The organism is Shewanella sp. SG41-4, assembly GCF_014164505.1.
In the GTDB taxonomy this organism is placed as follows: Bacteria; Pseudomonadota; Gammaproteobacteria; order Enterobacterales; family Shewanellaceae; genus Shewanella.
Map to the genome: position 1 here is coordinate 1 of NZ_JACJFI010000208.1, position 7,565 is coordinate 7,565.

10 protein-coding genes and 1 riboswitch are annotated in these 7,565 nt (G+C 41.1%); of the genes, 9 read left to right on the forward strand and 1 reads right to left on the reverse strand.

What is annotated here, in order from left to right:
- From H5202_RS16020 to H5202_RS16035, 4 genes are all read left to right on the forward strand, one after another.
- Positions 1-604 (forward strand): LuxR C-terminal-related transcriptional regulator (locus tag H5202_RS16020; RefSeq protein ID WP_259397346.1); only part of this gene is annotated, 604 nt, incomplete at its 5' end.
- Complete coding sequence (locus H5202_RS24315) at positions 601-1,179, forward strand: curli production assembly/transport protein CsgE (protein WP_336244804.1); 579 nt, start codon at positions 601-603, stop codon at positions 1,177-1,179. The genes H5202_RS16020 and H5202_RS24315, both read left to right, overlap by 4 nt.
- Positions 1,180-1,191: 12 nt before the next feature.
- Positions 1,192-1,473: a curli assembly protein CsgF gene (locus H5202_RS16030; RefSeq protein WP_443019424.1), complete on the forward strand. Its 282-nt coding sequence runs from the start codon at positions 1,192-1,194 to the stop codon at positions 1,471-1,473.
- 123 nt (positions 1,474-1,596) lie between these two features.
- Positions 1,597-2,448 (forward strand): CsgG/HfaB family protein, encoded by an 852-nt coding sequence (locus H5202_RS16035; protein ID WP_102036668.1) that lies wholly within the window; start codon positions 1,597-1,599, stop codon positions 2,446-2,448.
- Between the two features lie 155 nt (positions 2,449-2,603).
- Here the strand turns inward: H5202_RS16035 and H5202_RS16040 are convergent, their stop codons facing one another.
- Positions 2,604-4,361 (reverse strand): M61 family metallopeptidase, encoded by a 1,758-nt coding sequence (locus H5202_RS16040; RefSeq protein ID WP_182772960.1) that lies wholly within the window; start codon positions 4,359-4,361, stop codon positions 2,604-2,606.
- A gap of 203 nt (positions 4,362-4,564) precedes the next feature.
- Between H5202_RS16040 and hinT the strand changes: the two genes are divergently transcribed.
- The 5 genes from hinT to H5202_RS16065 form a co-directional block, all read left to right on the forward strand.
- Positions 4,565-4,918, forward strand: a complete 354-nt coding sequence (gene hinT, locus H5202_RS16045; RefSeq protein WP_182772961.1) for a purine nucleoside phosphoramidase — start codon at positions 4,565-4,567, stop codon at positions 4,916-4,918.
- Positions 4,918-5,427, forward strand: a complete 510-nt coding sequence (locus H5202_RS16050) for a PaaI family thioesterase (RefSeq protein WP_182772962.1) — start codon at positions 4,918-4,920, stop codon at positions 5,425-5,427. The genes hinT and H5202_RS16050 overlap by 1 nt, the downstream gene beginning before the upstream one ends.
- Positions 5,424-5,891: a PaaI family thioesterase gene (locus tag H5202_RS16055; protein ID WP_182772963.1), complete on the forward strand. Its 468-nt coding sequence runs from the start codon at positions 5,424-5,426 to the stop codon at positions 5,889-5,891. Before H5202_RS16050 ends, H5202_RS16055 begins: the two co-directional genes overlap by 4 nt.
- Positions 5,892-5,928: 37 nt before the next feature.
- A complete protein-coding gene (locus H5202_RS16060) occupies positions 5,929-6,321 on the forward strand; it encodes a YcfL family protein (RefSeq protein ID WP_182772964.1) in 393 nt (130 codons plus the stop codon).
- A 125-nt stretch (positions 6,322-6,446) separates the two neighbouring features.
- Positions 6,447-6,554: riboswitch (TPP riboswitch) on the forward strand.
- A 57-nt stretch (positions 6,555-6,611) separates the two neighbouring features.
- Positions 6,612-7,565: TonB-dependent receptor plug domain-containing protein (locus H5202_RS16065; RefSeq protein WP_182772965.1), on the forward strand; the 954-nt coding region annotated here is incomplete at its 3' end.

The following is a 7,565-nucleotide window of genomic DNA, read 5'->3' on the forward strand; positions in this document are numbered from 1 at the left end:
TTCGCGTTCGCAGCTGCTCATTGACTTACTCGAATCACGCTGGCCACAAGAATTTTTGGTTAGATTAACCAAGGCTCAGCCGAGTAATATGTCGAAGTTACTTTCTGCACAAACTAACTCAATGGTAGTTTTCGATTTAGCAACGATTGATCTTCAGCAAGCGTATCAACTACAGCGTGTTATTGAACGTGAATATTGTGGTGTTCGTACTGTTTTTCTCAATTTCCCCAAACAAGTTGATGCAAAATTTTTAATTCACCCATCGACCACAACGGGCGTTTTTTATACCAATGCTAATTTAGCTGATGTCAGTAGCGGTTTAAATGAAATACTCAAAGGCCGCAGTGTAATCCCTCAAGATCTCTACCAATCGTTAATGAATATTAACCACGACGATGACAGTGAACAATTGACCATTCGTGAACGTGAAGTATTGCAAACTTTATTGTCTGGTAGCACTAATCTCGATATCGCTAATCAACTCTTTGTCAGTGAATCCACCATTAAAACACATCTATATCGTGCGTTTCGCAAAATTGGTGTGTCTAGTCGTGGTCAAGCCATTGCTTGGGCACAAACTCATATGCATGAGGTGAGAGTGTGAAAAATCTGTCAGTGATACTCATTTGCTTGATTGCGAGTCAGGCAATTTTGTTTAGTGATGCTATCGCTGATGATCGTAAAGATATTGACGTTAATGTCCCTGAGTTTACTAAAGCTAACATTGCGCCAACCACGGATAACGTAATCCCAGAATCCACCGCCTCAAAAGCTCAAGAGAATTTATTGCATTCAACTGAACCTGTTGTGAGTGTCAGTGATGCAAAACCTAAGCGTGAAGCTGATTTAATTGATGGGTTAATCTTAAATAGAGCCATGACAAGATTTGGCCACCGTTTTTATCGAGAATTTGTTAGCGCTTATCGTGATATCAATGGCATGAGCAACCACTCGGGGCTCACTGTTGTAGAACAAGCCACAGCAAGAAGTGGTAGTAAGATTTTAGTGTTGCATAATCGCAAGCCGGTTTTTGTGACGTTTTTATCCCCAGCATCGCGCAATATTGATGCACAAGCTAACATGGCAGCAAAGCGGGTAAATGCTTCCTTGTTGCAATATCAACGACAGGCAAAATGGGCGGCATTTTCAGACCCCGATCTTGCTCCTGATGAATTTTAGCAGGGAATGCATATGAAAAAATTATTACTAATCTTATCAATAACATCATTTAGTTTTCCCTTAGCCGCGACTCAACTGGTATATACCCCAGTTAATCCTGCGTTTGGGGGCAGTTACCTAAATGGTAGTTATTTGTTGGCGAATGCGTCCGCGCAAAATGATCACCAGTCTAGTTCGGGTTATGTCGCTCCTACTGCACTTGAACGTTTAGCGAGTTCGCTGCAATCGCGCTTAATGAGCCAACTGTTTAATGATGCGGCAAATGGTGGTGAAGGTTATTTAAAAAACCGATGACTTTGAAATAAACGTGGTCAATGAAGATGGATCTTTACTGGTTCATATCACTGATTTATTAACCGGCGAGACGACCATCATCGAAGTTGGTGGTATTGTCGGCGCATCAACAGGGGGCTAATCATGAAAAGACTATTGCTTAGCTTATTTATTTTATCTTTGAGCGCATGTTCTTCGATAAAAAGTGAATTCGACGGTATTGAAGCAACCACGAGTTTAATGCCAAAGGGCGATACTTATTATGATTTAGTGAGCTTGCCATCACCCCAAGGAAGTATGGTAGCCGCAGTATACGATTTTCGTGATCAAACGGGTCAATACAAACCTATACCTTCAAGTAATTTTTCAACTGCAGTGCCACAATCCGGAACGGCTTTCTTAGCTCAGGCGCTTAACGATTCAGCCTGGTTTGTGCCAGTTGAGCGAGAAGGGTTACAGAATTTACTGACCGAACGAAAAATTGTTCGTGCAGGGCTCAATGGTGACGCCAGTAAACTGCCACAATTAAACAGTGCCCAAATTTTAATGGAAGGTGGCATTGTTGCTTACGACACCAATGTTAAAACCGGTGGTGCAGGCGCTCGTTATTTAGGAATAGGTGCCTCTGGTCAATATCGTGTCGATAGCATAACGGTTAATTTACGCGCGGTCGATATCCGCACAGGCCGATTATTAAGCAGTGTGACAACGACTAAGGCTGTTATTTCAAAAGAAATTACAGCAGGCGTATTTAAATTTATTGATGCGCAAGAATTACTAGAGGCAGAAGCGGGCTACACCTCAAACGAACCAGTGAGTTTGTGTATTGCCGCCGCGATAGAAAGTGCGGTGGTGCATATGATTGCTGATGGTATTTGGAAAAGAGCTTGGAATTTACTTGACCCAGCATCTGGGGTAAAAAACTCAACACTACAAAAATATTGGTTAGAAGCACATACCGAAAACCAAGTATTAGAACGGATTAAGCAAAGTTAGTCGTAGTAATGCATGTGTATATCGATTGATAAATCACCAAAAAAGGATATCAAATGGATATCCTTTTTTGTTATCTTGTTTTGATTTAGTGTTGCGAACAATATTGATGATATTCAGTCAATTAATTATCAAAAACAGTGAATTATTTATCCGGATTAACCAAGCCACAATCGCGTTTTAGCCACATCGTTGATGTTAAGTGAAATCGTGTCTAAAACCGCTTCACTAATCGTTAATGTTCCTTGCATCAATTCATCTCGTCTAAACCAATACAAAGTGATTTGTTCGCCAAGGGTTCGACTTTGCAGTTGCTGTTCAAATTGACTGGTAACCTGCAAGTTGTCAGCGGCAATCAATAAATCACCTGCACTTAATCCCGCTTGATGTGCAGGACTGTGTTGGCTAACCGTTAGTATTTTTAACCCTAATGATTCCGCTTTTGTTTTAGCACCAAAACCAATTTTATAACCTGTAGCATCAGCACCACCCAAATCAGTTACGCCTTCACTTGCACGTAAACTCATATTAACGCCGACTTGAGCCAGTAATGTTTTTAGCGGCAAATCGTCCGTGTTGTCGAGATAAGCAAAGATATCGTCACAAGAGCGATTTAATAGCGTTTCAACAATCTGTTGGTGGCTGGACGATTCAGTACCAATACCCATCAAACCATATTGTTGCCAAAGTTGACGCATGACATCGTCTAAGCTGTGCTTTCCTTGGGTTTCAATGCGGATAGTTAAGTCTACAAACAAGGCAAATAATGCACCTTTGGTGTAATAGCTGACGATAGCATTAGCGGCATTTTCATCTTGTTTATAAAACTTAGTCCAAGCATTAAAGCTTGATTGTTTTAAGGTTTGTTTAAAACGACCTTCGCCTCGGTATACTCGAGTCATAATTTGACTGAGTAAAGTAAGGTAGCCTTTCTCATCGATACAATGAGATTTAAAGGTAATTAAATCATCGTAATATGATGTAATACCTTCATACGCCCACAATTGAGAAGTATAAGATTCTTGTGATAAATCAAATGGGGTAAATTCAGCTGGTTTAATCCGTTTAACGTTCCATGAGTGGAAATATTCATGGCTGCAAAGTGATAAATAAGTGCGGTAACCTTTATCCACTGCCGCATCGAGTGACAAAGGTAAATCGTTGCGAGAGCACATTAATGCTGTTGATGCTTTATGCTCTAAGCCGCCAAAACCATTATCCAAAACGGTAGTCATGAACACATAACGTTCAAACGGTGCTGGAGTGCCAAACAAATTGATTTGATATTCGCAAATCGCTTTTAAATCTTTAGCCAATCTATCCATGTTGGCTCTGTGTTTGCCACTGAGTACGATATCGTGTGGCACACCGGCAGCGAAAAAAGTTTCGATGGTGAGTTCACCCATTTCAACCGGATGGTCAATTAAGTCATCGTAGTTTTCAGCACTAAATTCACCAAAGCTAAATTGTTCACCTGATACTCTTGTCATGCTGGTGGCTAGCGTCCAATGAGCTAATTCTGCTAGAGCAGGTTTAGCAATGATAACCGTGTGTGGCTGAGACTCAAGACCATTAGCGGCTAGAAATACACTACTGCCATTAAAAAAACCATGGTTAGTGTCAAGGTGTGCCGTTCGAACCGACAAATCCCATGCATAGATTTGGTAGCACAAGCTAATGTGACTACCTTGGTTATTCAATTGCCACGTTTGTTTATCTAATTGAGTGACCGAAAGCGATTGTTGATTCTCTTTGGCATCAATTTCAATGATGTTCTTGGCAAAATCACGGATCATGTAGCTGCCAGGTAACCATGCTGGTAATGAGAAAATCTGAGATGGATTAGCGTTTATTAGGGTAAAGGTAACTTCAAATAAATGAGCTTTAGGGTCGACCGCATGAATATGATAATGCATAAAGAATTCCGAATGAGTGGCAAGTCGCAATCAAAACGATTGAGCTATAATAACCAATGCTGCCAAAATTGACTCACTTAAGCAAACGAATCCCATTTTAGGCAAAATATTACTCATAAAAAGCGTTTTTACTGGAGTGATAGTTCAAAGAGTTGATAGTATTATCAATAGCATCAATGCAGTTATCTAATGAGGGCATCCAAATGGCCGAAGAAACCATATTTAGCAAAATTATCCGCCGTGAAATTCCAGCGGATATTTTATACCAAGATGAATTAGTCACCGCATTTCGGGATATTGCTCCGCAAGCTCCTACGCATATTTTGATTATCCCTAACCATTTAATCGCGACAACAAATGATGTTAAAGCGTCTGATGAAAAAGCATTAGGACGGATGATAACAGTCGCGTCCAAACTTGCAGATGAAGCTGGTATTGCTGAAGACGGTTATCGCTTAATCATGAATTGCAATAAGCATGGTGGTCAAGAGGTGTACCATATTCATATGCATCTTTTAGGGGGTAAACCATTAGGCCCAATGCTGAGTCGTGGATAATGAAAATTAACAGTGATTTTTTCCCGTTAACTGAAGTTGCCACTCGGTTTGTAAACCAGTTAGCTCAATGCCGCCGATTAGGGCTTACCGTTCAAGAAGCCAGCGAGCATCATGTGTTAATTGAGTTGCCATACAGTCAAGATATAATAGGTTATCCAGACACCGGAGTGATTCACGGTGGGGTGATCACTACCTTGATAGATACAGCTTGCGGCACAGCAGTGGTATGCGCCATTTTGAAAAAGTATCAATCGCTAGAGTTGTCTCCAACATTGGATTTACGTGTCGATTACATGAAACCTGCAGAGCCTCATAAATCGGTTTATGCCTTTGCTGAATGCTATCGTTTATCGTCAAGCGTTGCCTTTACCCGCGCGATCGCATATCAAGACAGCATTGATGAACCTATCGCTCACGCGGTAGGTTCCTTTATGCGAATTAGTCCAGAAATGGTCGGTGAAGAATTTCGTCAAGTGTTAATGGGTAATTTACCGGGGGCTAAATCATGAGTGAGCCCATTAAAATAGAGACACAAAAGGGGTTGGATGTTCAAGATGTGGTTAAACGTGCCATTGAACTGAATGATTATAGTTACCTCCTTGAAAAAGTTCCTTACTCACAATTTATTGGTATGTCAGTGGCCCGTTTTGGTGACGAAATGGTTTTTAGACTGCCGGCTAAAGATGACAATATAGGTAATCCGATTTTACCTGCGATACATGGCGGAGTGATTGCTGGGTTTATGGAAATGTCGGCAATTGTGCAATTAATGGTATTTATGCAAGCCAAGAAAGTCCCTAAAATTGTTGATTTCTCAATTGACTATTTACGCGCAGGTTTGCATCAAGATACATTTGCAGAATGTAAAATTACTCGCCAAGGCCGCCGCGTGGCTAACGTCAGTATAAACTGTTGGCAAACTAATCGTAAACAATTGATAGCCACTGCCAGAGCGCACTTTTTGATAGATTAAGTCAACGCTTTACATTAACAAAAAATAAGGGAAGAGCATGAAAACAAGGTCAATATTTGTGTTCGTATCGGCGTTATTGCTTAGCGCCTGTGCGCACAACACAGCAGGTATTTCGGTTGATTCAAGTGGGCAGGTTAGAGTCGATAGCAGCTCATTTGCCAGCGATGTTAATGTTACAGATATTTCATCCGTTATGGTTGCCGATTTAATCAAAGCATCGGCATTAATTCAAAGCAAGTCGAGTACTGACTTACGTCTGCAATATAAATTCACTTGGTTCGATGCTAGTGGATTTACGGTTGAGGATGAAGCAAGTAGTTGGAAGTCGGTTAAATTGCATGGCAAACAGCAGATGCAAGTAGGTGCTGTAGCGCCCAATACACTGGCCACTCGATTCGAGATTTATGTGCGTGAAGCTTTCTCAAATTAAGCGCTACAATGCTGAGCTTGACGATAATTGATTAAAGAGATTTAACCAAAAGTTAATCAATTACATTGTTGAGTTATCAAATTGTATAGCTGCTCGTGTATTCATGTTGAAGTTAGTTTATAATCGTGACCGCCAAGGGGTGTTCAGTAAAACCTGAACTGAGATGTCTGTATGACGAACCCTTAGAACCTGATCCGGCTTATACCGGCGTAGGAATGGGCCACACTGTTATTATGTGCACCTCTTATTCGCTACTCTTGCCGGATCTCAAAATCACTATTTGAGGTCCTATGTTCACGAAAAATTCTACTAGGTTACACCAAACACCTATTGCCTTAGCGGTAATGGCAGCTTTAAGTGCGCCTATTGTTATGGCTAAAACGGCCGATGTTGAAACCGTCACCCCAGAATATGAAAAAATGGAAGTGATTGTTGTTAATGCTGACTTTAGTAATATCAGCCTTGATAAAATGCCTTCAAGCGTGACGGTTATTGATGCTCAGCAATTAGAAGACGAAGGGGCGCAACATTTTGAAGATGTGCTCAATTCTATCGCAAACTTTAACTGGTCTGGTGGCAGTTCTCGTCCTAAATATTTCCAAATCCGTGGTGTCGGTGAACAAGAACAATATCAAGGTGCACCTAACTCATCGGTTGGCTTTGTGGTCGACGACATTGACTTATCTGGCCTTGGCATGGTGTCGAGTATGTACGACATGCAGCAAGTTGAAGTCTTGCGCGGTCCACAAGGTACTCAATACGGTGCTAATTCGTTAGCTGGATTAATTTACTTAAAAAGTAATGACCCTACCGAATCATTTGAACATGGCGCAAAAGTCAGTTTAGGTGACGACAACCTTCGCACTCTTTCTGGTTTTAGTTCTGGTCCACTCAAAGACTCAGGTAAATTACTCTACCGAGTATCGTTAGAGCAACATAACCAAAATGGCTACCGCGACAACCTTTATCTTAACCGTGATGATACCAATGAGCGTGATGAGTTAACCGCGAGGGCTAAGTTCCGTTGGTACGCTACTGACGATCTTCAAGTTGATTTAACCTTATTACATGCCAACTTTGATAATGGTTACGATGTATGGACATTAGATAACAATCGCAGCAACACCTTAACTGACCAACCCGGCGTCGATACACAAAAAACCTCAGGTGCTGGGATTAAATTTATTTATTCTGGAATACAAACAGCCGATTTCACGTCGTTAACCTCATTTGCGCAAACCGAC